The sequence below is a fragment of the Vibrio sp. Vb0349 genome (genome assembly GCF_033338975.1).
Genome location: NZ_JAWOTS010000469.1, coordinates 1 through 1,029 on the forward strand (window position 1 = coordinate 1; position 1,029 = coordinate 1,029).

Below are 1,029 nucleotides of genomic sequence, written 5' to 3' on the forward strand. Positions count from 1 at the left end.
TGAAAGTGCTGCGTGACCCTCGTTACTACAACCGCTACATTCGGTTTATTGGCATGACCACGGAAGATGGCGACTCGTGTTCAAGCATAGGGATGCCTGTCTCCAAAATTACGTCATCCAAACGGGTTCCAGTAGATACCAACTTCTATGTTTCCTTGATTTTGCCGGAATACAAAGACCAAGCAGAATGGATGGTAATTTATGACAATCAGCACGTTGAGGTGTTTTGGGTTCTCGATAACAGTTGGGTAAAACAGCTTATTGCTGAGCCGTGTGAAGAGTGCTTATTCGTAAAATTTGAATATCACGAACCTATGTTTGGTGACCTTTCAATCAGTCGCGGCATGCCAAACATTATTGATGAAGACAATGCGCTATCGAGCGAGTTTTTCTTCTCTGATGAATCTCAGGCCAACATGCTCATCAAGATTTACAGTGGTGAAGCCTTGGCCGCATACGCGAATCAGCGTCTTTTCGTGTGGGGTGTGCCCGCTACTTTGATTCTTGGGATTGTGTTTGCGCTGTTTTATATCTCAAGTAAAAGCCTAAGAAAGTCTATCAAAGGGCTGATTCAAAACGGCATCAATAACGGCGAATTTATCCCTTACTATCATGCTATTGTGGATAGCAGAGATGGCCAAACTGTAGGTTATGAAGCGTTGGTGCGTTGGTCAAGACGCGATGGTTTGGTGCCACCTAATATGTTTATTGGCGCCGCAGAAGAGAGCGGATTGATTGTTCCGATGACGAACCAGATGATTCGCAAAATCATCCAAGATCTTGAGTCACTGCCTGAGTCGATTTGGGTGAGTGTCAATATTGTCTCTTCTCATTTAGAAACCGGTTCGTTAACCAAACTGTTGGCAGATTTGAATTGGCCGTGTGCAAACCGAATTCATTTTGAGCTAACAGAAAGAATTCCGGTTAAAGACGTAGAAGCCGCGAAAAAAGAGATTCTCTACCTCACCAACAAAGGTTACAAGTTCAAAATTGATGACTTTGGAACTGGGTATGGTGGCTTTTCTTATT

General features: G+C 43.5%; 1 protein-coding gene. It reads left to right on the forward strand.

The genetic code is table 11. The annotated features are described in order from the left end of the window. Nucleotides 1–1,029, forward strand: a 1,029-nt coding sequence (locus R7Q47_RS26655; RefSeq protein ID WP_318090325.1) for an EAL domain-containing protein, incomplete at both ends; no start/stop codon positions are given.